Below are 23,403 nucleotides of genomic sequence, written 5' to 3'. Positions count from 1 at the left end.
GGGGGCTGGCTCGCCTGCGAAAAGGCCGTCAGCGTTTCGCTGCAGTGTTGCCCTGCGCCACCACCCAATCCACCACCTGCTTGTTCAACTGATCCCCCGCCTGCCCAAACCCGGCAACCACCGCCGGCACCTGGGTGCCGCTCACCGGCTGCCTCACCTCAAACCGTCGGCTGGCAACAATCCGCTGATCACTGCCGCGCACCAGGCGTGCATCCAGGCGAATCACCACCTCCACCGCAGTACCGCGGTATTCACTCTGGAACGCCTGCAGTTGCCCACCCAACTCATAGTCGGACTGCAAATTGGTGTCGTCGGTGCTCAGCAGCGTTACCCGGCCATCGCGCTGGAAGCCATCCATGAAGCGGTTGCGCAGGAGCACGGGCGACGGGTCGCTCCAGCGCGAGTGGGCATAGCTGCTGATCAGGTCACCGTTGGGCACCACGGCAATGCGCGGGCTGTCGAGAAACTCGCTGGTCTGCGGCTTGTTCACGCGCAGTGACCAGCTGACCGGCGTGCCCTGGCTGGCGGTCTGGGCCGTCGCCAGGCGATACACATCCGAAGGGTCGGCCTTAGGCAGGATCGAGCACGCGCTCACGAGCGCCAGCGCTAGAGGGGCAATCAGTTGGTAAGCACGCTTCATGGCGTGAACTCCTTGTTCTTGTCGCTGCCCAGCAGGTAACCGCTGGGGTTGGCTTCCAGGCGGCGGGAGATAGCGCGCAGCGAGCCCAGGGTTTCGCGCAATTCGCGCACGGCCGGCGCCAGTTCGTTGAGGCCTTGCATGCCGCTGTTCACCGAGTCCTTATTGTGGGTCAACAAGGTGTTGATGGTCGCGGTGCTTTGCTCAAGGGATTTCATCGCCTGCTCGGCGCTGCCGAAGGCCTGCTTGCCTTGCTCGTTGAGCAAGCCGTTGGCGTTGCGCATCAGCACGGTGGTTTGCTCCAGGGCGGCGCTCGCCTGCTTGCTCACCTGCATCAGCTGCTGCATCACCACCTTGATATCGCCGCGCTGGTCGGCAATGGCGCCGGTGGTTTGTTGCAGGTTATCCAAGGTGTTGCTCAGGCGCTCGACGTTCTCGCGGGAGAACATGTGGTTGGCGTTGTGCAGCAACAAGTTGATGCTGGTCATCAGGTCGTTGCTATTGTTCAGCAGCCGGGCGATGGGCGATGGCGAGGCGATGATTTCCGGCAGGTTGCCGTCCTTGCCCTTGAGTTCGGGGCTCTGCGGTGTGCCGCCACTGAGCTGGATGATCGAGGTGCCGGTGATGCCGGTCAGTGCCAGCTTGGCCTGGGTGTCCTCCTTGATCGGTGTCTGCCCTGCCAGGCGGATGCGCGCCAGCACGCGGCGCGGGTCGTTGGGGTCCAGGCGCAGACTGATCACGTCGCCCACCTTGATCCCGCTGTACTGCACTGAACTGCCCTGCGACAGGCCGCTGACCGCCTCGTTGAAGATCACTTCGTAATCCTGGAAGGCGCTGTCGACGCTGGATTTGGCCAGCCACAGGCCAAACAGCATCGCGCCGACCACCACGATCACGCTGAACAGACCGATCATCACATGATGGGCTCGGGTTTCCATGTCATACCTCGTTGAGCGGTTGAGCGGCATCCAATGCCGCGCGGCCCCGGGGGCCGTGGAAATATTCGTGAATCCAGGCGTCGTTCGTTTCCGAGACGATGTCGATGGCGTCGGCCACCAGCACCTTCTTCTGCGCCAGCACCGCCACGCGGTCAGTGATGGTGTACAGCGTGTCCAGGTCGTGGGTGACCAGAAACACGCTCAGGCCCAGCGCGTCGCGCAGGGTCAGGATCAGTTGGTCGAACTGCGCCGCGCCAATCGGGTCGAGGCCAGCGGTGGGCTCGTCGAGGAACAGGATGTCCGGGTCCAACGCCAAAGCACGGGCCAGGGCGGCGCGCTTGATCATGCCGCCGGACAGTGACGCCGGGTACTTGTCGGCCGCCGACAGCGGCAACCCGGCCAGTGCCAGTTTGACCGCTGCCAAGTGCTCCGCATCGGCGCGGCTGAGGCCGGCATGTTCAATGAGTGGCAGGGCTACGTTCTCGGTCACCGTCAGCGAGGAAAACAGCGCGCCCTTCTGGAACAACACGCCAAAGCGCCGTTCCACCAGCGAGCGTTCATGTTCCGGCAGGCTCGGCAGGTTTTTGCCGAACACCCGCACCTGGCCTTCGCTGGGCCGGCGCAGGCCGACGATGCTACGCAACAGTACCGACTTGCCGCTGCCGGACCCGCCGACCACGGCAAGGATCTCACCCTTGTACAAATCGAGGTCGAGGTTCTCGTGCACGCTCTGGCTGCCAAAGCGATTACACAAGCCACGCACCTCAATGACCGCCTCGGCGGGCGCACGGTGTAGACGACTCACCAGCCCATCTCCATGAAGAACAACGCCGCGACCGCATCCAGCACGATCACCACAAAGATCGATTGCACCACGCTGGAGGTGGTGTGGGCGCCCACCGACTCGGCACTGCCGCTGACCTTGAAGCCTTCCAGGCAGCCAATGGCCGCGATCAGGAACGCGAAGATCGGCGCTTTCACCAAGCCCACCAGCAAGTGCTGCACGCCAATGTCCGATTGCAGCAACGAGAGGAACATCGCCGGCGAAATATCCAGCGCCACGGCACAGACCACGCCGCCACCGACAATCCCCGAAAGCATCGCCAGGAAGGTCAGCATCGGCAGGGCCACCAGCAGCGCCAGCACGCGCGGCAATACCAGCAATTCCATTGGGTCCAGGCCCAGGGTGCGGATCGCGTCGATTTCCTCGTTGGCCTTCATCGAGCCGATTTGGGCGGTGAAGGCACTGGCGGTGCGACCGGCGATCAGGATGGCCGTCAGCAGTACGCCGAATTCCCGCAGGAAAGAGAACGCCACCAGGTCGACGGTGAAAATAGTTGCGCCAAAACTCTTGAGCACGGTGGCGCCGAGGAACGCCACCACGGCGCCGACCAAGAACGTGAGCAGGGCCACGATGGGCGCGGCGTCGAGGCCGACCTGTTCCAGATGCGCGACCATCGGCGTCAGGCGCCAGCGTTTGGGCCGCAAAATGCCACGGGCGAAGGTTTCGAGAATCAGGCCGATAAAGCCCAGCAGTTTCTTGCTGTCTTGCCAGACGGTGTCCACCGCCCGGCCAATACGGGCCAACACTTGGATCCCGGCGGCTTCTTCCGGTGCCTTGTCCGGCACGCAAAAGTCATTCAGGGAGCGGTAGACGGTCTTGAGCAGTGCGCGGTCAGCGGCAGACAAGCTGCAATCGGTCTGCTCGGCGGATTGCTCGATACGGGTCGGCCCCAGCAACTCCACCAGCAGTGAGGCGCCGGCAGTATCGAGGGCGCCGAGGCCGTTGAGGTCGATGCGTGCGCCGGCGTCGTATTGGCCATCGAGCTTGTCCGACAGCTTCTTCAGGCTGGCATAGTGGGCAAGCGTCCAGTCCCCCGTGACCCTCAGTTGTGGCGGGGTGGTGGACGTGTCGAGGTGGGCGGCGCCGGCCGTCGTACTGGTGGTCATAAGCTCCGAGCTTGTTTGGCTTTCCACAATTCCTACGTAATAGCACGAACCTGCCTACTTTGGGTTGTCCGTTTGTGCTGAGTCCGTCACTTTGAAACGCAGCACGCCGATCACCTGCCCGTCTTCGGTCAACACCCTTACCTGCCAGCGGCCTACCGCGTCGCCGGGGAAGTTCTGCTTGTGGGTCCAGGCGCGATAGCCCTCTTTGCGCCCGCCGTGAATATCCAGGGCGATGCGGTCGACCTCTTTGCCGTTGAATTGCCACACGTGGTAGATCCGCTCATCCAGCCCCCGGGGAGCGTTGATCGCGGTGTAGGCGTACAGCCCGCCGCTGCGCAGTTGGGCGGCGGTGACTTCCTTGAGGTCGTCGCCTGGCGTGCGGTCTTGCAGTTGAGTGCTGATCGCCACCTCGGTCATCCACAGGGTGGCCGGCGGTACCCAACTGCGCAGGAACCAACCGGCGCAGCCAATGGCGGCCGTAACGCCGAGCAGCATCGCCCAGCCCTTGAGGCTACGCAGTGGCAGGCTTACCGCCAGGCTTGGGATCGACAACGCCATGGCCACGCCGAGGGCCAGCTTGTAACTCTCGGCGGTGGTCAGGTGCAGGATGATCGGCAGCGCGGTCAGCAGTGCCGCGAACAGCGTCAGCGTGTGCAGCGCGAGGAACAATGAGCGCTTGGGCGCCAGCCACTTGTAGTACAACGGGTCGGTAATCGACACCAGCGCGGCCGCGCCGAGCAGACCGGTGAACACCGATTGCCCGCTGTTCCACGCGGTGGTGACAAAAAAGAACGGCAGCACGAAGAACAGACTTTCCTGGTGGATCATCTGGGTCGCGTAGCGCAGCAGCGGTTCGGGGATTTCGCGCTTGAAGACCTTGGTGAACAGTTGCGTGAAGCTGTTCTCCAGCATCAGCCACAGCCAGCTCACCAGCATGATCACCGCTATCCAACTGGCCATGCCCTGCTGGCGATCCACCAGAATGAAGCTGCACACACCCGAGATGAAGCCGCCGAGTGCAATTACCCCTGGGTAACGCTTCATCAGTTCGAGGATGCGGGTGATCAAGCGAGTCACGTTTTGCATTCGGCAGTTCGCAGTCTTTGTAGGAAAAAATCCCAGACAGAATAACGTCTTAGCCCGGCGTCTGGTGCCCCATTACGCGATCCGTTTGCGATAAACCCGCACGCCGATCAACACAATGGCGATCAGGCCGAGCAGGCTTGCGCCGATCCAACTGAGGGCGTCGTAGCTCAGCAGTGGTTTCTCGATGCGCCAGTAGCCTGGCTGCTGGAACACTTGGCGCATGGCCTGGTTGGTCTGTTCCAGGCTCACGGCCTTGATGCGTTTGACCGGGTCGCTGAAGTGGCCGTTGTGGTAGTCACCGGACGCACTCCAGTAGTAGTCGGCCAACGCGCTGTTGCCCTGCACCGCCCATGCCTGGCGTGCGATGGCGGCCTGTTGCAGGCGAGCGAATACTGCCGGGTCGAGGCCCTCCTTGAGCAGTTGCGCCCTGAGTGCCTGGAGGACCTGTTCTGCTTCAGGAAGGTTTTCCCGCTCAAGGTCGGCATTCAGGCTGAGGAAGCCGACGCCGCCGAGTACTTCGCGTTCGCTCCAGGGGCCGTAGGACAAACCGTGCTTGAGGCGCAGTTGGCGGTATAGCGCCCAGTCGAGGTAATCCTTGAGCAGGTCGTAGGTTTCGTCATGCCCGTCATCCAATACCGGCTCGGGGAACAGCCAGTGCAGCTTGGCGCTGTCGCCAACCCAGCCGTGGATGAGTTCGCGATGGCTGGCGGCGTCGTGCTGGATTTCCGGCAACGCCGGGTGCTCGGTGGGCTCGACCGGTTCGAGTTGGCCGTAGGTGCGTTCCAGATAGGCCGGCAGCAGTTTGTCCAGGTCGCCCACGATGATCAGGCTCATGTTGTTGGGTGCGTACCAGTGTTTGCGCAGGTTCTCCAACTGGTCGCGGGTCAGGTGGTCGACCTCGGCGCGTTCGGCGCATTTGAGTCCCAGTTCGACGGCCAACTGGTTGCTGGCGGTGTGGCCGAGGTCCTGGCGGTCCAACAGGCGTTGCAGGTGTGAGTAGTGGCCGCCGTCCTCGCGTTCGACGACACGCTTGGCTGCATTGATATTGGCGTCGGTCAGTTCGGTGCGAGTGATGATCGCCAGCAGCAGGTCGAGCACCTTGCGCTGGTTTTGCGCCGGCGCCTCGATCACGAAGGTGGTGTCGGCGTTGCTGGTGTAGGCGTTCCATTCGCCGCCCAGGGCTTGCATGCGGTCTTCGAGTTCACCTTCGCCGCCACCGTCGATGCCGCTGAACAGCAAGTGTTCCAGCAGGTGAGGTAATTCCTTGTCTTCGCAGCCGAAGTCATCCAGGCCCACGCCTACCACCAGGCGGATTGCCACATGCCCGCGCTCGGTGCCCGGTTTGAGCAGCAATTGCAGGCCGTTGGGCAAGGTGTAACCCTCGACTTGCAGACGGTCAAAGGCGAAGACGTGGGCAGAACCCATGAGCAGGCAAGCGAACAACAGGCGACGCATAACAAGCTTCCTGGCGAGTGAGGTCAGTTTTAACTGACTTCACGGGCCATCGTACGTTCAGGGCGAATGTGTGATGTCGGCAATATCTTCGGCGGAGAGCGCGCCGGTGTCGGACGTTTCCAACACTACATAGGCACTGCTGCAGAACAGTGAATTCAAGCGTTTCATGTCGGCAATCAGCTCCAGGTGCAGGGAGCTGGTTTCCAGGCTCTGCACGATCTTGCGCTGCAGCCGGCTGACATGAGCGTGCGCCAGACGGCGTTCCTGGGCGCGGAAACGGCGCTTTTCGCGCAGCAATTGTCGAGCGCTTTCCGGGTCTGCACTGAGGAACACTGACAGCCCGAGGCGCAGGTTGGCGATCAACTGGCTGTGCAGGCCCGTGAGTTCCTCCAGGCCGACTTCCGAGAACTGGCGGCGCTGGGAGGTTTTCTGCTGTTGGACTTTGCGCAGCATGCGTTCGATCAGGTCGCCGGCCAGCTTGAGATTGATCGACAGTTCGATGATTTCGGCCCAGCGCCGGCTGTCCTGCTCGCTGAGGTCCTCGCGGGGCATTTGCGCCAGGTAGAGTTTGATCGCGCTGTAGAGCGCCTCGACGTCGTCGCTGAGGCTGCGCATTTCCTGGGTAATGGCCGTCTGTTTACCGCGCAGTACTTCCTGCATGGCGGTGAGCATGTTGTCGATCAGGTCGCCCAGGCGCAGGGTTTCCCGCGCGGCGTTGGCCAATGCCAGGCTCGGCGTGGTGAGCGCGGCCAGGTCCAGGTGGCGGGGTTTGGCCTTGCCATTGGTCTCTTCGCGCTCGGGCAGCAGCCAGGCGCACAGCCGTGCCATCGGCCCGATGGTGGGCAGCAGAATGAGGCAGCGCGTGACGTTGTAGAGCAGGTGGAAGGTGATGACCATGCCTTGGGCGCTGTAGTCCAGGCCGTCCATCCACAGCACCAGCGGGTCGAGTACCGGGATGATCAGCAACAGGCCGATCAATTTGTACAACAGGCTGCCCAGCGCGACTTGGCGACCGGCGGCGTTCTGCATGCTGGTGCTGAGGAAGGCCAGCACGCCGCTGCCGATATTGGCGCCGATCACCAAGCCGATGGCCACGTGCAAGCCGATCACACCGGCGCCGGCCAGGGTGGCGGTCAGTAGGACCGCAGCCAGGCTGGAGTAGGAGATCATCGCGAATAAGGCGCCGACCAAGGCGTCGAGCAGGATGTCGCCGGTCAAGGAGGCGAACAGCACCTTCACGCCCTGGGCATGGGTGATAGGCCCAGCGGCTTCGACGATGAGTTGCAGTGCGAGGATGATCAGCCCGAGGCCAATGCCCACCCGACCCAACTGCCCGGCGCGCGTCTGTTTGCGCGACAGGAAGAAAATCACCCCGAGAAAGATCAGCAGTGGCGACAGCCATGACAAGTCAAACGTCAGCACCCGCGCCATCAGTGCAGTACCCACGTCGGCGCCGAGCATCGTCGCCAGGGCGGGCATAAGCCCCATCAGGCCCTGGCCGACAAAGGACGTCACCAGCATTGCCGTGGCGTTGCTGCTCTGCACCATGGCAGTCACCAGGATACCGGCGATAAACGCCAGCCAGCGCTTGGACATGTTCTGCCCGATGACTTGGCGCAAGTTGGAACCGTAGACCCGCAGGATGCCGGTACGGACGATGTGCGTGCCCCAGATAAGCAGGGTCACGGCGGAAAGCAGATTGAGCAAGGTCAGCATGCTCGGCCCCCCGTGTGGGTGCGCTCCAGCAGGAGCGAAGAAAATTTTCCGCGTGCCGTTCTACGTCTTGTAGTTAAGCTGTAGTTGGCGAATGGGCTCTGCGCCAGCATCGCATAGCTAAAGTGGTGATTGAAACAAAACTGTCATGAAGATCGTTCCCGCGCCGGCGTGGGAATTCATCCTGTGACGCGTTGCGTTACCATCGCGCGCAAAAAAGGGGCTTCTAAAAGCCCCTTTTTGTCTGGCTCGGGTTTATTGACCCGGGATGTCTTTGCGCAGTTTCACAGGATCCTGCTGTTTCTTCTTTTTCGCGATGGCAGTGCGCATCTTGATGTTCACCGCTTCCACCGCCAGCGAGAACGCCATGGCGAAGTAAACGTAGCCTTTTGGCACGTGCACATCGAAGGATTCGGCGATCAGCACGGTACCCACTACCAGCAGGAACGACAGTGCCAGCATCTTCAACGACGGGTGCTTGTCGATGAATTCGCTGATGGTGCCAGCGGCGAGCATCATCACCAGTACCGCCACGACAATCGCCGCGACCATGACGGGCACATGGGAGACCATACCGACGGCGGTGATCACCGAGTCCAGGGAGAACACGATGTCGATGATCGCGATCTGGATGATGGTGTAGATGAACTTGCCACCGGCGCCCTTTGGCTCGTCATGGGTTTCGTCTTCTCCTTCCAGTGCGTGGTACATCTCCTGGGAGCTTTTCCACAGCAGGAACAGGCCACCGAAGAACAGGATCAGGTCGCGACCGGAAATACCCTGGCCGAAGACCACGAACAGGTCGGCGGTCAGTTGCATCACCCAGGTGATCGACAGCAGCAACAGGATGCGCGTGACCATGGCCAAGGCCAGGCCGAAGATCCGGGTGCGCGCCTGCATGTGCTTGGGCATGCGGCTGACCAGGATCGAAATCATGATGATGTTATCGATGCCCAGGACGATCTCGAGGGCCGTCAGGGTGAAGAAGGCAATCCAGATTTCCGGATTGGTCAGCCATTCCATGTGTATTCCTTTGAGCAAATGTTAAACCGCGCAAGCTGCAGCGCCGCGCGGTGAGTGAGTCGGTACGATTATAGAGTGCTGAACAGCGGAAAAATCCCCATCAGCAATGCGGCGAACATTATGCACAGGCACACCAGCACTGCCCACTTCAGGGTGAAGCGCTGGTGATCACCAAATTCGATACCGGCCAGCGCCACCAACAGGTAGGTCGACGGTACCAGCGGGCTGAGCAAGTGCACGGGCTGGCCAACGATCGAAGCGCGAGCCATTTCCACGGCGGTGATGCCGTAGTGGCTGGCGGCTTCGGCAAGTACTGGCAGTACGCCGTAGTAGAACGCGTCGTTGGACATGAAGAAGGTGAACGGCATGCTCACCAGGGCGGTGATTACCGCCAGGTACGGGCCCATGGCTTCCGGGATGACCGCCAGCAGGCTCTTGGACATGGCGTCGACCATGCCGGTACCGGACAGGATGCCGGTGAAGATACCCGCGGCGAAGATCAGCCCGACTACCGCCAGTACGCTGCCGGCGTGGGCGGCAACGCGGTCTTTCTGCTGTTGCAGGCACGGGTAGTTGACGATCATCGCGATGCTGAACGCCACCATGAACAGCACCGGCAGCGGCAACAGGCCGGCGATCAACGTGCACATCAAGGCCAGGGTCAGCGCACCGTTGAACCAGATCAGCTTCGGACGACGAGCATCCGGGAATTGCGACACGCTGATTTCGCTGTGGTCGATTTCATCACCTTGCAGGTGCAGCTCGCCCAGGCGCGCCCTTTCGCGTTTGCCGTACATGTAGGCAATCACCAGGATCGCCACCACGCCGGCGGCCATCGCCGGGATCATGGGGACGAAAATATCCGAAGGGTCCACATGCAGCGCACTGGCGGCACGGGCGGTGGGGCCACCCCAGGGGGTCATGTTCATCACGCCACCGGCGAGGATGATCAGGCCGGCCATGATCCGCGGGCTCATGCCGATGCGCTGGTACAGCGGCAGCATGGCGGCCACGCAGATCATGTAGGTGGTAGCCCCGTCACCGTCCAGGGACACGACCAAGGCCAGTACGGCGGTACCGACGGAGACCTTCAGCGGATCGCCCTTGACCATCTTGAGGATCTTGCGCACGGCCGGGTCGAACAGGCCGGAGTCGATCATCAGGGCAAAATAGAGAATGGCGAACATCAGCATCACGCCGGTCGGCGCGAGTTTGGTGATGCCTTCGAGCATCATCGGGCCGATCTTCGGTGCAAAACCGCCGAACAGCGCGAACAGGATCGGCACGATGATCAGGGCGATCAGCGCAGACAGGCGCTTGGTCATGATCAGGAACATGAACGTGATGACCATGGCAAAGCCAAGGAAAGTCAGCATAGGAATACTCCAGGCGTAGCGCGGCTAGGGAATGGCGAACCGGGTTGGGGTCAGCGCAGAGCGAAAGGCACGAGGCTTACGGGTGGAGTTGGGGCGAACAGGCGGGTACGAGCGGACATCGGGAATCACCATTGTTGTTGTTAACAGCCGGTCTGTTGCCGGCAGTGGGGGCGATCCTAGACGGGTAAGCTTTCAGCCAGCTTTCGCTGATAAAACAGGTGATGCGGGGGCGACACGCGGTCGTCAGGTCTAGACAGACCGACGTGTGGGAGCTGGCTTGCCTGCGATAGCGGTGTGTCATTCGCCAAACCGGTCGACTGAATGTCCGTTATCGCAGGCAAGCCAGCTCCCACATTTGAGGGGGGCCCCCGGCAGCCTCAGGGAAGTTCCAGGCCGCCCGCGGCTTTATGCAATGCCCGCAAGTGCTCGCCCACCTGCTTGAGGTTGGCTTCACAGGCGGCAATTTCGGCGGAGCGGGAGGGATCCAGCAGCGCCCTCACCTCTTTGTCGAGTTCGCCGGTAAGGGATTGCAGTTGCTTCTGGCGCTCGGCGCTTTCCGACTCCAGGCGCTTGGCTTCCGACGGTTGCGGCAGGCCGTAGCCGCCACTGCCCAGCAGTTCCGCCGGGCGGCTGAGGAAGCCGCTGTTGGCGAGGATCTGCTGCAGCGTGGCGTTCGCCTTCTCCATGCCGCCGTTTTTCAGCTCGCGGGCACCGAGGTAGCGTTGTTTGACTTCGTCCTGGGCCAGCATCAACTGCTTGCGAAAGCTCGCCTGCTCGAGCAGCAATAACGCGGCGCTGGTGCGCAGGTCGGCCTGACCGAACCACTGGCGGCGCTCCGCCGCACTGAGAGACAGCCAGTCTTCGACCTGGGTTTGTTTGATCGGCAGGTGTTTGCGCAGCACATCGAACATGGCCTGGTAGCGTTCGCGGAACGAATCGAAGTGATAACCCAGGCGCAGTGCCCGGCGTTTGTCATCCAGCACACGGGTGTCAGCCAGGCCGCGGGCACTCAGGACCTCGAGCAATCCGTTGGGGGTGATGTTGTCCAGGCCGGTGAGTTGTGGGTTGGCGCTGCCACTGCGTAACAGTTTCAGGCTCTCCACTGCGCAATTATTGGAGATAAAGAAGTAGTTGCCGTCGTAGCTCCAATGCATTTCGGCAGCGTGCTCGACGGTGTCGTTGATTTCCTGGCGGGTCAGTTTCAATGGTACCGAGGCGAGGCCGCGCAATTCGGTCTTGGTGTATTCGTCGATCACCTGCGCCAGCGGCAGTACAAACAATCGTGACGGGTATTTGCCGACCAGGCCATCCCAGCTCGACAACTGGACGTCACCCACGAACGCGCGGTAGGACAGCACCAGATGCTGGTCCAGATCCAGCCGACAATCTGGCCCACGCGGGCGGCCCGGCGCACAGATCACCAAGCGCAACATGCTGTGGCCCCAGCGGCTGACCAGGTTCTGGTTGGCTTCGGCCAGCAAGTAGTCGATTTCGTACACGCGTTCCGGGTCCACATGACCCAGCGGCGTCTTGGCGAAATCGTTACCGGCGTTCAGGAATGCGTAGGTGTTCGCGCAGGTGTCTTGCTCCGGTGGAGCCCAGCCAAAGTGCTCCTTGTAGTAGCGGAACAATGCCGGGCGACGGCAGCCGTAGCTCGGGTCGAGCAGGAAATACTCCATATTGACCGCCACGAATTCCAGCGGGCTGGTGGTTTCGTAGATGTCCGGGCTGCGCGCGACCTGATGGTTGTGCTGCTCACGCTCGCCGCGACGGCCGACGTATTGCGGCCAGCCGGCAAGGTCCAGCAGGCGCGGGTCATCACTGAGGGTAAAGCGTCGGCCATTCTGGCCACGGCATTGATCAGGCAGGCCGATCAGGCCGGTGAGATTGTTCTGGCGGCTGCAGCGATTGATCAGCGTGCGGTCATCGTTGGACCACAGGCGTGCACGGTCATAGATGTGGGTCAGTTCATGCAGCACCGTGGCGAGCATTTCGCGGCGCACAGTACCGTGGGGGCGATTGGTTTTCTGGGTGGCGGCGCTGCCGTCGGTCAGGCTGGCGAGCAGGTTGCGGTTGAGGTCCAGCTCGGACACCAGGGAGGCTTGCCCATAGGCGTTCTCAGGCATCTTGTCGGTCCAGCCGACATCGATGCGCCGGTCCAACTGCTCCACGAAGCGCGGCGGTAATGCGCGCATGGCTTCGTCGAGCAATGCCTGGCTGGCCTGCTGTTCAGCCGGGCTCAGACCGTCGGTCTTGAGCCGCAGTTGCAGGCTGGCCTGGGCTGCGCTGGCACACAGCAGCACAGTCCCGGCCAGGAGCCAGGCGACAACTCGCCTCACAGTGCGAGGATAGCTTCGGCGAGGGTCTGGTCACTGGCGTCGCGGGCTTCCGGCAGACGTGTACGCAGGGTGTCGAAGGCAGCTTCCAGGCGTGCACCCCGGATCTCGCCGTTGGTAGCAACGAAGCTGGCGGCGTCGTCGTGGGCTTCGCGCACAACTTTGGAGTCACGGATGGAGGTGGTGGTGTCCGAGGTGAAATCGATGGTGCGGCCAGAAGCACGAACAATGATGTTACTGGTGGCCACCAGAGTTTGCGCCTGGGCAACGTCGGCCAACAACAGCAGGCCAAGGGTGGCGGCGATCAGCGGGCTACGCATGGAATGACTCCGAATACAAAGATGATTATTGGACGAGAATTGCTTGCGCCAGTTCACGGTCGCTGGCGTTAAGTTTTGGTTGGCTGCGGCGCAGATAATCCAGCGCTGATTCCAGCCGCGCGCCCCGCCATTGGCCGTCAGTGGCGATAAACGCGGCAGCGTCATCCTGGGCGGCCATTATCACTTTTCTGTCGAAGGGCGCGGAGGTCACTTTGCTGGTGGCGTACGCGCTCACGACGGTGCTCTGGGTGGTGAGGTCAAAGGCCGAAGCCGACGGCGACCAGCCGCAGGAAAACAATACAGGGACGATTAAAAGGCGGTATGAAAAAGCCATGGGACTCGACAACTGAAAGCGAGCGCCAAGGCTAGCGTAATGCCCGGGCGAGAGCCAGCGCCCAGGCATCAGTCCTGTCGTCAGATAGCCAGGATAGCCTGGGCCAGCTGCGCGTCAGTCGCGGTGTTCAGTTGCGGCGCTTGTTGGCGGATCTGTGCCAGGGCGCTCTCCAGTTTCACGCCCCGAATGGCACCCTCACTGGCGACAAAGCTGGCGGCGTCGTCACGGGCGGCGCGCACGACCTTGTTGTCGCGCAGAGACGAAGTGGCATCGGAGCTGGCGTCCGAGGTGGCCTTCAGCGCGCCGACGATGGAGTCGGTGGTCACGATGAAGCTGGTCGCGTTGGCGTTGGCTGCCAGGGCCAACAGGGCGGCAGCACTCAGCAGGCGAAGACGGGACATGGGATGACTCCTGTAGATGAACGGATAATGTGGCGCAGCGCAGCCATTGGGGATCAGACGCCTCTGCGGCGTGGTTCGCCACGTGGTGACTGGATATTAAGCTGGCGTTTATCCATTCGGGAAGCTCCTTGACTGCCTAGTCACGCCAGAACGGCTTGGATATCTCGGCCATTCGGTCGCCCTGGCTGATGCCAAGGTCAGCGAGCTCTCTCGTATCAAGTTGTGACAGCTGGCGCCGTTCGTAGGCTTGGCGCCCCCATTTGGCGAGGGTAGCAGTCGTGCGATGTAACAGCCGCTTATAAATAGAAGAAGACGTATCCATGGCGAGTGCCTTTCATGAGGTCTTGGAACACCATGGTGGGTGAGACGGTCGGACCGATACAGATACACCGGAACCAAATTGTACTGCTTAATTGTTATATTTATTTAACTGTACCTATCGTTGCCAGGGGCTTCTGTTTTGCGCAGAAATCCTCGATTGCGCAAACAACAAAGCCCGCCTCCGGTTTCCCGGGGCGGGCTTTGTTTTGACAAATCAGGTTGCTGGCAGTGGACCCGGCAGGTCAGGGCCAGCGAGCGCTAAATTAGCGCCAGAACGGCTTGCTCAGCTCTTCGTAGCGTTGAGCTTCGCTGATACCTGCATCAGCCAGCAGACGCGAATCCAGGCGAGCCAGTTGGTGGCGGCTGGAGATGCGGCGCTGCCACAACATCAGGTTGGCGATAACGCGCAGAGGCAGGGAGGCCTGGGTGTTTACAGCTTTTTCTTCAAAGAACAGATCGGAACTGAGTGTACGTTCCATGATGACATCCTTCCGCTTGTGGCGGGATTAGGTAGTGGTTTAACTGATGCCAATGATCCTCCTCTGGCGCAAGACTCTCTAGATACAGTTCACCTGTATTGTGAGGGGCCAGTTAACTGTTTACAGGGGCTGTACGGTACAGAAATGGGGCAACTGTACCTGTCTGCACTGAAATAGTGCGAAATAGGCTTTTTAGGTAGGAGGTGGAAGGTATTTAGGTAGGAAATGACCGGTACAGCAGTACAGTTTTTTTAATAAGCGGCGAACAAGATACCGAGCTGATGAAACTGTGTTTGCATCAGCTCGCCTCTGTATCAATCACGCCTTGAGCATATGCCCTGTTTCTTCCAGGTTAATGTGCCAACTCAGTGCTTCGCGCAGGATGTGGGGGGTATGCCCGCCGACGGCGCAAGCGGCGTTGAAGTAACTGTTCAGCGCATCGCGGTAGGCGGGATGCACACAGTTGTCGATGATCACGCGGGCTCGTTCCCTTGGTGCCAGGCCCCGCAGGTCGGCCAGCCCGACTTCGGTCACTAGGATGTCAACGTCATGCTCTGTGTGGTCCACATGGCTGACCATGGGCACCACGCTGGAAATCGCCCCGCCCTTGGCAATCGACTTGGTAACGAAGATCGCCAGGTGCGCATTGCGTGCGAAATCCCCGGAGCCGCCAATACCGTTCATCATCCGCGTGCCGCAGACATGGGTGGAGTTGACGTTGCCGTAGATGTCGAACTCCAGCGCAGTGTTGATGCCGATGATGCCCAGGCGACGCACTACTTCCGGGTGATTGGAGATCTCCTGCGGGCGCAAGACCAGCTTGTCCTTATAGTGTTCCAGGTTGCCAAACACGTCGGCGTTGCGCCGTTCCGACAAGGTGATCGAACTGCCCGACGCGAAGCTCAGCTTGCCCGCGTCGATCAGGTCGAAGGTTGAATCCTGCAACACTTCCGAATACATGGTCAGGTCTTCGAACGGCGACTCGATCAGCCCGCACATCACCGCGTTGGCGATGTTGCCGATCCCGGCCTGCAGCGGGCCGAGCTTGTTGGTCATGCGGCCAGCGTCGACCTCCTGCTTGAGGAAGTTGATCAGGTGGTTGGCAATGCCTTGCGTGTCGCTATCGGGCGGCGTCACGGTGGAGGCGGAGTCGGCCTGGCTGGTGATGACGATGGCGACGATTTTTTCCGGGGGGATCGGAATGGCGGTGCTACCGATACGGTCGTCGACTTTCACCAGGGGTATTGGCGTGCGCGTCGGCCGATAGGTCGGGATATAGATGTCGTGCAGCCCTTCCAGGTTCGGATTGTGAGCCAGGTTGATCTCAACGATTACCTGCTTGGCGAAAATCGCGAAGCTGGCGGAGTTGCCCACTGAAGTGGTGGGCACGATATGGCCTTGTTCAGTGATCGCGACCGCTTCAATCACTGCGATATCCGGCAACTTGAGCTGGTTGTTGCGCAGTTGCTCGACGGTTTCCGACAGGTGTTGGTCGATAAACATCACCTCGCCGGCGTTGATCGCTTTGCGCAGAGTGCTGTCGACCTGGAACGGCATGCGTCGGGACAGCACGCCGGCTTCGGTCAGTTGCTTGTCCAGGTCATTGCCCAGGCTGGCGCCGGTCATCAGGGTGATTTTCAGCGGGGACGTCTTGGCGCGTTCGGCCAGGGCGTGGGGTACGGCCTTGGCTTCACCGGCGCGGGTGAAGCCGCTCATGCCAACGGTCATGCCGTCTTCAATCAGTGCAGCGGCGTCTGCCGCGCTCATGACCTTGTTCAACAACGAAGGCAAGCGGATGCGATCACGGTACATGGATTCTTATCTCAGGCTACGGAAGCAAGGTGCGCAGTTTAGTGATTTCAAAAAAATTCGGCCCGCTACCATGGTCGAATGCCAGGCCGCGATTTAGAGCCTTTGGTCGGGTTTCATGCAGTCATAAAAAACCCCAGCCTACGGGAGGCCGGGGTTTCGAGTATTGCGCTGAAGCAGTGTTACTCGACGGCTTTGACCATGTCTTCGATGACCTTCTTGGCATCACCGAAGACCATCATGGTCTTGTCCAGGTAGAACAGTTCGTTATCCAGGCCGGCATAGCCGCTGGCCATCGAGCGCTTGTTGACGATGATGGTCTTGGCCTTGAATGCTTCGAGGATCGGCATGCCGGCAATCGGCGAATTCGGGTCGTTCTTCGCGGCCGGGTTGACCACGTCGTTCGCACCCAGCACCAGCACCACGTCGGCCTGGCCGAATTCGGAGTTGATGTCCTCCATCTCGAACACCTGGTCGTAAGGCACTTCCGCCTCGGCGAGCAGCACGTTCATGTGTCCAGGCATACGGCCGGCCACCGGGTGGATCGCGTACTTTACGGTGACGCCATGGTGAGTCAGCTTCTCGGTCAGCTCCTTGAGGGCGTGTTGCGCCCGAGCCACCGCCAGGCCGTAGCCTGGAACGATGATCACGGTGTCGGCGTTGGTCAGCAGGAAGGTCGCATCGTCGGCCGAGCCGGATTTGACCGGGCGTGCTTCTTTAGAGCCCGCCGCCGCGCCCGCATCCGGGGCATTGCCGAAACCGCCGAGCAGTACGTTAAAGAACGAACGGTTCATCGCCTTGCACATGATGTACGAGAGGATCGCGCCGCTGGAACCTACCAGGGAACCGGCAATGATCAGCATCGAGTTGTTCAGCGAGAAGCCGATGCCCGCCGCAGCCCAACCGGAGTAGCTGTTGAGCATCGACACCACGACCGGCATATCGGCGCCGCCAATCGGGATGATGATCAGCACGCCGAGCACAAAGGCCAGGGCCAGCATCAGCGCAAAGGCCGTGAGGTTGCCGGTGAACATGAAGGTCAGGCCCAGGCCCAGTGTCAGCAAGCCAAGCACCAGGTTCAGTTTATGCTGGCCGCCGAACTGTACCGGTGCGCCTTGGAACAGGCGGAACTTGTACTTGCCCGACAGCTTGCCGAACGCAATCACCGAACCGGAGAAGGTGATGGCGCCGATGGCCGCGCCAAGGAACAGCTCCAGGCGGTTACCGGAAGGGATCGAGTCACCCAGGTGCTTGACGATGCCCAGCGACTGCGGCTCGACCACGGCGGCAATCGCAATGAACACTGCAGCCAGGCCGATCATGCTGTGCATGAAGGCAACCAGCTCCGGCATCTTGGTCATTTCTACGCGCTTGGCCATGATCGAGCCGGCGGTGCCGCCGATCAGCAGGCCAACGATCACATAGCCGATGCCAGCGGTTGCCAGCTCCGCGCCGAGCTTATAGATGAGGCCCACGGTGGTGAGCACCGCCAGCGCCATGCCAAGCATGCCAAACAGGTTGCCGCGTCGCGACGTGGTTGGGTGTGAAAGGCCCTTGAGCGCCTGGATGAAGCAGATCGACGCGATCAGGTAGAGCGTCGTTACCAAATTCATACTCATTACTTCTGCACCTCTTCTTTAGCTTTGGGCGCTTTCTTCTTGAACATCTCCAGCATCCTGCGAGTGACCAGGAAGCCGCCGAACACGTTAACGGCTGCGAGTGCAACGGCCAGGGTGCCCATGGTCTTGCCCAGCGGGGTAACGGTGAGCGCGGCGGCGAGCATCGCGCCGACGATCACAATGGCCGAAATCGCGTTGGTCACCGCCATCAAGGGTGTGTGCAATGCGGGTGTAACGTTCCAGACCACGTGGTAACCGACATAGATCGCCAGCACAAAGATGATCAGGTTGTAGATACCGGGGGAGATAAGCTCTTCCATCGTCTGAATCCCTGCTTAGGCGTTTTTGCGGATGACTTGGCCGTCGCGGCACATCAGGCACGCGGCGACGATGTCGTCTTCGAGGTTGATTTCAAACTGCCCTTCCTTGGTGAAGACCAGCTTCAGGAAGTCCAGCAGGTTGCGCGCGTACAGGGCCGAGGCATCGGCGGCGACAGCGCCGGCCAGGTTGGTCGGGCCACAGATGATCACGCCATTTTCCACCACCACCTGGTCGGCGACGGTCAGCGGGCAGTTGCCGCCTTGTGCGGCGGCGAGGTCGATCACCACCGAGCCGGGCTTCATCTGCGCGACAGTGTCGGCGCTGAGCAGGGTCGGCGCCTTGCGGCCCGGGATCAGTGCCGTGGTGATGACGATGTCGGCCTGCTTGGCGCGCTCATGCACGGCCAGGGCCTGGCGTTGCATCCAGCTGGTGGGCATTGGACGTGCGTAGCCACCGACGCCGACCGCGCATTCGCGCTCTTCGTCAGTTTCGTAAGGCACATCGACGAACTTGGCGCCGAGGGATTCGATCTGCTCCTTCACGGCCGGGCGAACGTCTGACGCTTCGATCACCGCACCCAGGCGCTTCGCCGTGGCAATCGCCTGCAGGCCTGCAACGCCGGCACCCAGAATCAGCACGCGCGCCGCTTTCACGGTGCCTGCGGCCGTCATCAGCATCGGCATGAAGCGCGGGTAGTGATGAGCGGCGAGCAGCACGGCTTTGTAGCCGGCGATGTTGGCCTGGGAGGACAGCACGTCGAGGCTCTGGGCGCGCGAGGTGCGTGGCGCGGCTTCGAGGGCGAAGGCCGTGATGCCGTGCTCGGCGAGCTTGGCAATGGTTTCGTTGCTGAACGGGTTGAGCATGCCCACCAACACGGTGCCGCTCTTGATCAGCGTCAGTTCGCTGTCGCTGGGGGCAACCACCTTGAGAATCAGCTCGGCGCCAAACGCATCGTTGGCACTGCCAATGGTTGCGCCTGCCGCTTCATAGGCACTGTCGACGATGCTGGCCTTGATGCCGGCTCCGCTTTGTACAGTGACCTTATGGCCCTGGCCGATCAGCTTCTTGATGGTTTCCGGGGTGGCAGCCACCCGCGTTTCACCGGTCTGGGTTTCGAGAGGAACACCAATGTGCACGTCAAATCTCCTGCATGATCTTTTTGCTTTTGATCTTTTTGTAAAAAGGCCAGTGCACCGCGAGTGGCGCAACTGGGGCGGCCGATCAGCACGATCCCGCTGAAATGACAGCGGGGCGCGGCATTTTGCAGGCGAACTTTACGGCCATCAAGGGATTATGACGGGTGACGAAAAATTAACTACAAGTCACCCTGTGACTGATTGTCGCAACTCACTTAAATAACCTCTTAAAATACATGGGCTTAAAGGGTTTCAGGCAGTTTTGCAATCTTTTGTCATCGTTGATGTGAATAGTCGGCTATTGGCTCGTAATAGTCGCTATAAGCCAAGCAGATCATGGCCTTGAGCCTTATTTTTGATCGACAGATACAGTCTGTTGAAATGCGACATATATGTATATCTGTAGGATTTAAAATTTACTGACTACAAAGTCAGCAATTGGCCGTTGGCCTTTAAATGCTGGGGCTGTAGCGCCGGGACTGGTCGATCAGCCAATCCCTGAAGGCATGCAATGAGGCCGATTCGACCTTTCTGTCCGGAATCATCAAGTAATAGGCTTTCGAGCTGCTGAGCGCCTCGGGGCTTGCGATCACCAGGTGGCCCTCCTCCAGCTCGCGTTGAATAAGGAACGGTGGAATCAGCGCGACCCCCATGTCATGCATGGCGGCCTGGGACAACATCGAGAATAGCTCGTAACGGGGGCCTGTCATGTCGCGGGGCACGTTCAGTTGTTGGGCGTTGAACCACTGGCGCCACGCGTAGGGTCGCGTGGTCTGCTGCAGGAGCGGCAGTGTGGCGATCTCCTGGGGGCTGAACTGTGTACGGTTCCCCAATAGCCGAGGGCTGCACACGGGCACAGGGTTTTCGCCCATCAGGCGGTGGGATTCGGTGCCGGACCAGTCGGCATCGCCGAAGTAGATCGCGGCATCGAAGTCGGTGTCGGCAAACAGGAAAGGCCGCGTTCGGTTCGTCAGGTTGACCGTGGCTTCAGGGTGCTGGCGCTGGAAGTCCTTGAGCCGGGGTATCAGCCATTGAGTGCCGAATGTAGGGACCACGGCCAGTTCGATAGTGTTGGCGCCCTGCTGGCCCATCACGGAAAGCGTGTCGCGCTCCACCGCATCCAATTGAGTGGCAACGCGTCGGCTATAAGACAGCCCCGCTTCAGTCAGCTTTACCCCGCGCCGTGAGCGGCGAAACAGCTCGACACTTAAAAACTCCTCAAGGCTGGCGATCTGTCGACAGATGGCACCTTGAGTGATCGAAAGCTCTTGAGCGGCCTTGGTAAAGCTCTCGTGGCGGGCCGCCGCCTCAAAACTGACAAGGGCGGTGGTACTGGGAATTTTCCTGCGCATATACCGGGTCCTCACTTAGTAAAGCGCATATGCGCGTTTTTCTGGTGTTTCGAAGTGAGAAATTAGCACAACCCTATGCAGAAACCTCGTTTGCCCTCTGCGCCTGCCGCGCCTAGGCTGCTTCCACGACTTCCGATTCTTTCCGCGAGGACTTATTCATGGCTGGCAAGGCAAGCTTCAACTGGATCGATCCACTCCTGCTGGATCAACAGCTCACCGAAGAAGAGCGCATGGTGCGTGACAGTGCTGAGCAATTCGCCCAGGACAAGTTGGCGCCGCGTGTGCTCGAAGCCTTTCGCCATGAAAAGACCGACCCTGCCATTTTCCGCGAGATGGGCGAGACCGGGTTGCTCGGCGCGATGATCCCCGAGCAGTACGGTGGCAGCGGCTTGAACTATGTCAGTTACGGGTTGATCGCGCGCGAGGTGGAGCGTGTCGATTCCGGCTATCGCTCGATGATGAGTGTGCAGTCGTCACTGGTCATGGTGCCGATCAATGAGTTCGGTACCGAGGCACAGAAACAGAAGTACCTGCCGAAACTGGCCTCTGGCGAATGGATCGGTTGTTTCGGCCTGACCGAACCCAATCATGGTTCCGACCCGGGCGCGATGATCACCCGTGCTCGCAAGGTTGAGGGGGGTTACAGCCTCACGGGCGCGAAGATGTGGATCACCAATAGCCCGATTGCGGACGTGTTCGTGGTATGGGGCAAGGACGATGCGGGCGATATTCGTGGCTTCGTCCTGGAGAAAGGCTGGAAGGGTCTGAGCGCTCCGGCGATTCACGGCAAGGTCGGGCTGCGCGCCTCTATCACTGGTGAAATCGTCATGGATAACGTGTTTGTCCCGGAAGAGAACATCTTTCCGGATGTGCGTGGTTTGAAGGGGCCGTTCACCTGCCTTAACTCTGCCCGCTATGGCATCTCCTGGGGGGCATTGGGGGCCGCTGAATTCTGTTGGCATACCGCTCGTCAATACACACTTGATCGCCATCAGTTCGGCCGTCCATTGGCGGCGACTCAGTTGATCCAGAAGAAGCTGGCCGATATGCAGACCGAGATCACCCTGGCCCTGCAGGGCTGCCTGCGTCTGGGGCGTATGAAGGACGAAGGTACGGCGGCGGTTGAGATCACTTCAATCATGAAGCGCAACTCGTGTGGCAAATCCCTGGATATCGCACGCATGGCGCGAGACATGCTGGGTGGCAACGGTATCTCCGACGAGTTCGGGGTGGCGCGTCATCTGGTTAACCTGGAGGTGGTGAATACCTATGAGGGTACTCATGACGTGCATGCCTTGATTCTGGGGCGTGCGCAAACCGGTCTTCAGGCGTTCTATTAATAGGAGCATTGCATGGGCGCGCTTTCGCATCTGCGGGTACTGGATTTATCGCGAGTACTGGCGGGCCCTTGGTCCGGGCAGATCCTTGCGGACCTTGGGGCTGAGGTCATCAAGGTCGAGCGGCCGGGCAGCGGCGACGACACGCGCGCCTGGGGGCCGCCCTTCCTCAAGGATGCCTATGGCGAGAACACCAGTGAGGCGGCTTATTACCTGTCTGCCAATCGCAACAAGCAGTCGGTGACTATCGATTTCACGCGGCCGGAGGGGCAGGCGCTGGTTCGCGACCTGGCCGCCAAGTCGGACATCCTGATCGAAAACTTCAAGGTCGGTGGCCTCGCCGCGTACGGGCTGGACTATGAGTCGCTGAAGGAGATCAATCCGGAGCTGATCTATTGTTCGATCACGGGCTTCGGTCAGACCGGGCCTTATGCGACACGTGCGGGTTATGACTTCATGATCCAGGGGCTGGGCGGGCTTATGAGCCTGACGGGTCGACCTGAGGGCGATGATGGCGCTGGACCGGTAAAGGTTGGCGTGGCGCTGACTGACATCCTTACAGGGCTTTACTCAACCGTGGCGATTCTGGCAGCACTGGCTCATCGGGATCACGATGGGGGTGGGCAGCACATAGATATGGCATTGCTGGATGTGCAGGTCGCCTGCCTGGCGAACCAGGCGATGAATTACTTGACGACCGGGGTGTCGCCCAAGCGCTTGGGTAATGCTCACCCGAACATCGTGCCTTATCAGGACTTTCCCACGGCCGACGGTGATTTCATCCTGACGGTGGGTAATGATGGGCAGTTCCGCAAGTTTGCCGAGGTGGCTGGGCAGCCGCAGTGGGCGGACGATCCGCGCTTCTCTACTAATAAGGTGAGGGTGGCCAATCGGGCGCAACTGATTCCGTTGATTCGTCAGGCCACGGTATTCAAGACAACAGCCGAGTGGGTGTCGCAGTTGGAGCGCGTTGGTGTGCCTTGTGGGCCGATCAATGACCTCGCTGAAGTTTTTGCGGACCCCCAAGTCAAGGCGCGTGGGTTGGCAATGGCGTTGCCGCATGCGTTGGCGGGCATGGTGCCTCAGGTTGCCAGTCCGATGCGGTTGTCCAAGACGCCTGTGGAGTACCGCAATGCACCTCCTCTTTTGGGAGAGCATACGGCCAAGGTGCTTCAGGAGGTGCTGGGGCTCGGGGTAGCGAATGTGATCGCTTTGAAGAAGGAGGGGGTGGTCTGAGCCCTTTCTTCTATATAGAAGGGATTTGCGCATCCTGATTGGTGGTTTTTTAATCAATCCTAACTAATTGATAGAAAAGCAAAATTAAGGGTTGACGGCAGATTCTAGAAGTCTATAATTCGCCCCACTTCCGGCGCAGTCGAAACGGAAAACTCCTTGGTAAACAAGTAGTTATGCAGAATTCGACAGCGAGTTGCTTCAGTTCATCGAAGCCCAGAAGGAGT

22 protein-coding genes are annotated in these 23,403 nt (G+C 60.4%); 2 read left to right on the top strand and 20 right to left on the bottom strand.

The window, feature by feature from the left end; genetic code table 11:
* Positions 1 to 28: 28 nt before the first annotated feature.
* The 20 genes from CQ002_RS00110 to CQ002_RS00015 all read right to left on the bottom strand — a co-directional run bounded on the left by CQ002_RS00110 (position 29) and on the right by CQ002_RS00015 (position 20,606).
* On the bottom strand, positions 29 to 640 hold the full coding sequence (locus tag CQ002_RS00110; protein WP_034110642.1) for an ABC-type transport auxiliary lipoprotein family protein: 612 nt from the start codon (positions 638 to 640) through the stop codon (positions 29 to 31).
* Positions 637 to 1,575 (bottom strand): MlaD family protein, encoded by a 939-nt coding sequence (locus CQ002_RS00105; RefSeq protein ID WP_069078660.1) that lies wholly within the window; start codon positions 1,573 to 1,575, stop codon positions 637 to 639. Before CQ002_RS00105 ends, CQ002_RS00110 begins: the two co-directional genes overlap by 4 nt.
* A 1-nt stretch (position 1,576) precedes the next feature.
* Positions 1,577 to 2,380 carry an ABC transporter ATP-binding protein gene (locus tag CQ002_RS00100; RefSeq protein ID WP_034110645.1) on the bottom strand — a complete coding sequence of 268 codons (804 nt, stop codon included), beginning with the start codon at positions 2,378 to 2,380 and terminating at the stop codon, positions 1,577 to 1,579.
* Entirely contained in the window at positions 2,377 to 3,525 is a 1,149-nt protein-coding gene (locus CQ002_RS00095; RefSeq protein ID WP_034110647.1) for an ABC transporter permease, read from the bottom strand. The genes CQ002_RS00100 and CQ002_RS00095 overlap by 4 nt, the downstream gene beginning before the upstream one ends.
* A 54-nt stretch (positions 3,526 to 3,579) precedes the next feature.
* A complete protein-coding gene (locus tag CQ002_RS00090; protein ID WP_034110649.1) occupies positions 3,580 to 4,611 on the bottom strand; it encodes a DUF5924 family protein in 1,032 nt (343 codons plus the stop codon).
* 72 nt (positions 4,612 to 4,683) lie between these two features.
* Complete coding sequence (locus CQ002_RS00085; RefSeq protein ID WP_105161421.1) at positions 4,684 to 6,066, bottom strand: pitrilysin family protein; 1,383 nt, start codon at positions 6,064 to 6,066, stop codon at positions 4,684 to 4,686.
* A 57-nt stretch (positions 6,067 to 6,123) separates the two neighbouring features.
* The gene (locus tag CQ002_RS00080) at positions 6,124 to 7,782 is read right to left on the bottom strand and encodes a Na/Pi cotransporter family protein (protein ID WP_034110651.1); all 1,659 of its coding nucleotides are present in this window, start codon (positions 7,780 to 7,782) and stop codon (positions 6,124 to 6,126) included.
* Between the two features lie 252 nt (positions 7,783 to 8,034).
* Positions 8,035 to 8,802, bottom strand: coding sequence for a TerC family protein (locus CQ002_RS00075; RefSeq protein WP_014716354.1), 768 nt, complete (start codon positions 8,800 to 8,802; stop codon positions 8,035 to 8,037).
* A 68-nt stretch (positions 8,803 to 8,870) separates the two neighbouring features.
* Positions 8,871 to 10,178 carry a CitMHS family transporter gene (locus CQ002_RS00070; RefSeq protein WP_003187405.1) on the bottom strand — a complete coding sequence of 436 codons (1,308 nt, stop codon included), beginning with the start codon at positions 10,176 to 10,178 and terminating at the stop codon, positions 8,871 to 8,873.
* Positions 10,179 to 10,555: 377 nt separating this feature from the next.
* On the bottom strand, positions 10,556 to 12,517 hold the full coding sequence (locus CQ002_RS00065) for a DUF4105 domain-containing protein (protein ID WP_034110653.1): 1,962 nt from the start codon (positions 12,515 to 12,517) through the stop codon (positions 10,556 to 10,558).
* Positions 12,514 to 12,834: a DUF2388 domain-containing protein gene (locus tag CQ002_RS00060; RefSeq protein ID WP_034110655.1), complete on the bottom strand. Its 321-nt coding sequence runs from the start codon at positions 12,832 to 12,834 to the stop codon at positions 12,514 to 12,516. The genes CQ002_RS00065 and CQ002_RS00060 overlap by 4 nt, the downstream gene beginning before the upstream one ends.
* Positions 12,835 to 12,859: 25 nt before the next feature.
* Positions 12,860 to 13,168, bottom strand: coding sequence for a DUF2388 domain-containing protein (locus CQ002_RS00055; RefSeq protein WP_034110704.1), 309 nt, complete (start codon positions 13,166 to 13,168; stop codon positions 12,860 to 12,862).
* 80 nt (positions 13,169 to 13,248) lie between these two features.
* A complete protein-coding gene (locus CQ002_RS00050; protein WP_025854295.1) occupies positions 13,249 to 13,569 on the bottom strand; it encodes a DUF2388 domain-containing protein in 321 nt (106 codons plus the stop codon).
* A gap of 136 nt (positions 13,570 to 13,705) precedes the next feature.
* On the bottom strand, positions 13,706 to 13,891 hold the full coding sequence (locus tag CQ002_RS00045; protein WP_098465488.1) for a DUF1127 domain-containing protein: 186 nt from the start codon (positions 13,889 to 13,891) through the stop codon (positions 13,706 to 13,708).
* 262 nt (positions 13,892 to 14,153) lie between these two features.
* Complete coding sequence (locus CQ002_RS00040; protein ID WP_010168694.1) at positions 14,154 to 14,369, bottom strand: DUF1127 domain-containing protein; 216 nt, start codon at positions 14,367 to 14,369, stop codon at positions 14,154 to 14,156.
* Positions 14,370 to 14,687: 318 nt separating this feature from the next.
* Entirely contained in the window at positions 14,688 to 16,181 is a 1,494-nt protein-coding gene (locus CQ002_RS00035; RefSeq protein WP_105161422.1) for an acetyl-CoA hydrolase/transferase family protein, read from the bottom strand.
* 179 nt (positions 16,182 to 16,360) lie between these two features.
* On the bottom strand, positions 16,361 to 17,797 hold the full coding sequence (locus tag CQ002_RS00030) for an NAD(P)(+) transhydrogenase (Re/Si-specific) subunit beta (RefSeq protein ID WP_034110663.1): 1,437 nt from the start codon (positions 17,795 to 17,797) through the stop codon (positions 16,361 to 16,363).
* Positions 17,797 to 18,117: an NAD(P) transhydrogenase subunit alpha gene (locus tag CQ002_RS00025; RefSeq protein WP_003233786.1), complete on the bottom strand. Its 321-nt coding sequence runs from the start codon at positions 18,115 to 18,117 to the stop codon at positions 17,797 to 17,799. Before CQ002_RS00025 ends, CQ002_RS00030 begins: the two co-directional genes overlap by 1 nt.
* A gap of 15 nt (positions 18,118 to 18,132) precedes the next feature.
* On the bottom strand, positions 18,133 to 19,254 hold the full coding sequence (locus CQ002_RS00020; RefSeq protein WP_105161423.1) for a Re/Si-specific NAD(P)(+) transhydrogenase subunit alpha: 1,122 nt from the start codon (positions 19,252 to 19,254) through the stop codon (positions 18,133 to 18,135).
* A gap of 452 nt (positions 19,255 to 19,706) precedes the next feature.
* Positions 19,707 to 20,606 carry a LysR family transcriptional regulator gene (locus tag CQ002_RS00015; RefSeq protein WP_034110666.1) on the bottom strand — a complete coding sequence of 300 codons (900 nt, stop codon included), beginning with the start codon at positions 20,604 to 20,606 and terminating at the stop codon, positions 19,707 to 19,709.
* A gap of 158 nt (positions 20,607 to 20,764) precedes the next feature.
* Here CQ002_RS00015 and CQ002_RS00010 point away from each other — a divergent pair, with 158 nt between their 5' ends.
* Positions 20,765 to 21,946, top strand: coding sequence for an acyl-CoA dehydrogenase (locus CQ002_RS00010; protein ID WP_003170842.1), 1,182 nt, complete (start codon positions 20,765 to 20,767; stop codon positions 21,944 to 21,946).
* A gap of 12 nt (positions 21,947 to 21,958) precedes the next feature.
* A complete protein-coding gene (locus tag CQ002_RS00005; RefSeq protein WP_105161424.1) occupies positions 21,959 to 23,179 on the top strand; it encodes a CaiB/BaiF CoA-transferase family protein in 1,221 nt (406 codons plus the stop codon).
* Positions 23,180 to 23,403 lie beyond the last annotated feature (224 nt).

The organism is Pseudomonas sp. MYb13, assembly GCF_002980075.1.
In the GTDB taxonomy this organism is placed as follows: domain Bacteria; phylum Pseudomonadota; class Gammaproteobacteria; order Pseudomonadales; family Pseudomonadaceae; genus Aquipseudomonas; species Aquipseudomonas lurida.
This window is presented reverse-complemented; position numbering and strand designations above follow the sequence as displayed.

Coding starts and splice junctions, on each gene's coding strand:
- CQ002_RS00110 (WP_034110642.1), bottom strand. CDS start 640: ATGAAGCGTGCTTACCAACTGATTGCCCCTCTAGCGCTGGCGCTCGTG.
- CQ002_RS00105 (WP_069078660.1), bottom strand. CDS start 1,575: ATGGAAACCCGAGCCCATCATGTGATGATCGGTCTGTTCAGCGTGATC.
- CQ002_RS00095 (WP_034110647.1), bottom strand. CDS start 3,525: ATGACCACCAGTACGACGGCCGGCGCCGCCCACCTCGACACGTCCACC.
- CQ002_RS00090 (WP_034110649.1), bottom strand. CDS start 4,611: ATGCAAAACGTGACTCGCTTGATCACCCGCATCCTCGAACTGATGAAG.
- CQ002_RS00085 (WP_105161421.1), bottom strand. CDS start 6,066: ATGCGTCGCCTGTTGTTCGCTTGCCTGCTCATGGGTTCTGCCCACGTC.
- CQ002_RS00080 (WP_034110651.1), bottom strand. CDS start 7,782: ATGCTGACCTTGCTCAATCTGCTTTCCGCCGTGACCCTGCTTATCTGG.
- CQ002_RS00075 (WP_014716354.1), bottom strand. CDS start 8,802: ATGGAATGGCTGACCAATCCGGAAATCTGGATTGCCTTCTTCACCCTG.
- CQ002_RS00070 (WP_003187405.1), bottom strand. CDS start 10,178: ATGCTGACTTTCCTTGGCTTTGCCATGGTCATCACGTTCATGTTCCTG.
- CQ002_RS00060 (WP_034110655.1), bottom strand. CDS start 12,834: ATGCGTAGCCCGCTGATCGCCGCCACCCTTGGCCTGCTGTTGTTGGCC.
- CQ002_RS00055 (WP_034110704.1), bottom strand. CDS start 13,168: ATGGCTTTTTCATACCGCCTTTTAATCGTCCCTGTATTGTTTTCCTGC.
- CQ002_RS00050 (WP_025854295.1), bottom strand. CDS start 13,569: ATGTCCCGTCTTCGCCTGCTGAGTGCTGCCGCCCTGTTGGCCCTGGCA.
- CQ002_RS00045 (WP_098465488.1), bottom strand. CDS start 13,891: ATGGATACGTCTTCTTCTATTTATAAGCGGCTGTTACATCGCACGACT.
- CQ002_RS00040 (WP_010168694.1), bottom strand. CDS start 14,369: ATGGAACGTACACTCAGTTCCGATCTGTTCTTTGAAGAAAAAGCTGTA.
- CQ002_RS00035 (WP_105161422.1), bottom strand. CDS start 16,181: ATGTACCGTGATCGCATCCGCTTGCCTTCGTTGTTGAACAAGGTCATG.
- CQ002_RS00030 (WP_034110663.1), bottom strand. CDS start 17,797: ATGAGTATGAATTTGGTAACGACGCTCTACCTGATCGCGTCGATCTGC.
- CQ002_RS00025 (WP_003233786.1), bottom strand. CDS start 18,117: ATGGAAGAGCTTATCTCCCCCGGTATCTACAACCTGATCATCTTTGTG.
- CQ002_RS00015 (WP_034110666.1), bottom strand. CDS start 20,606: ATGCGCAGGAAAATTCCCAGTACCACCGCCCTTGTCAGTTTTGAGGCG.
- CQ002_RS00010 (WP_003170842.1), top strand. CDS start 20,765: ATGGCTGGCAAGGCAAGCTTCAACTGGATCGATCCACTCCTGCTGGAT.
- CQ002_RS00005 (WP_105161424.1), top strand. CDS start 21,959: ATGGGCGCGCTTTCGCATCTGCGGGTACTGGATTTATCGCGAGTACTG.